This window comes from Anabaena sp. CCY 9402-a (assembly GCF_963920945.1).
Taxonomy (GTDB): domain Bacteria; phylum Cyanobacteriota; class Cyanobacteriia; order Cyanobacteriales; family Nostocaceae; genus Trichormus; species Trichormus minutissimus.
In genome coordinates this window covers 1-597 of the sequence record NZ_CAWUDL010000213.1, presented here as the reverse complement: position 1 = coordinate 597, position 597 = coordinate 1, and the positions used below count along the sequence as shown (strand labels likewise).

The following is a 597-nucleotide window of genomic DNA, read 5'->3' as shown; positions in this document are numbered from 1 at the left end:
GAAATATGAGCAGTTATCTATTTTATTTATAGTATTTTATCATAACCACTCTAGGCAATACTTCTCGGTTAGAAAACTTAAAATGATTTTACTCACGAAGTTCTCAGGTTTTTAGCCATGTTACCCTCCACTAATTTTGGCAATAAATAAGCTTAACCGAGAGGTATTGCCACTCTAGGAGAGCCAAAATTTATTAGCAACTTTAAGGATTTGTGTTGCTTGGGAAGAGTGAATAAAGCCTTCCGTATCCAGTGAGTCAGCATGATAGCTACTAAGATTTTTCGATTTTTCCCATTGTCGGTTTTGGGTGATATGGAGAATAGTATTCATATTGAATTTAGGAAATGTGGCTGTATCTAATTGTTTAAAAAAATTATTTAAATTAGTGTGTCTTTGCCCCTGTGCGTAAGCTTAAACATTTTTCGGAATACAAACATCAGGCGCACACAAACCAGGAAATTGTAGCGTTGTCACCTCAAGCGTATTCAAATCTACACGCCTAATGGCATGGTTATTGGTGTCACTTATATACAAGTGTGAATCTATAAGTAATCAAACAAAATTAATTACACAAATTAATATACAATATAATTTAGG

Annotated in this window: 1 protein-coding gene; it reads right to left on the bottom strand. The window is 33.7% G+C overall.

Translation table 11 applies throughout. The annotated features are described in order from the left end of the window. Positions 1-174: 174 nt before the first annotated feature. Positions 175-330, bottom strand: coding sequence for a DUF952 domain-containing protein (locus tag ACM0OR_RS28340; RefSeq protein WP_414579735.1), 156 nt, complete (start codon positions 328-330; stop codon positions 175-177). Between the last annotated feature and the right edge of the window lie 267 nt (positions 331-597).

Bases quoted from the DNA above. Each gene is read 5' to 3' on its own strand.
- ACM0OR_RS28340 (WP_414579735.1), bottom strand. From the start codon at position 330: ATGAATACTATTCTCCATATCACCCAAAACCGACAATGGGAAAAATCG.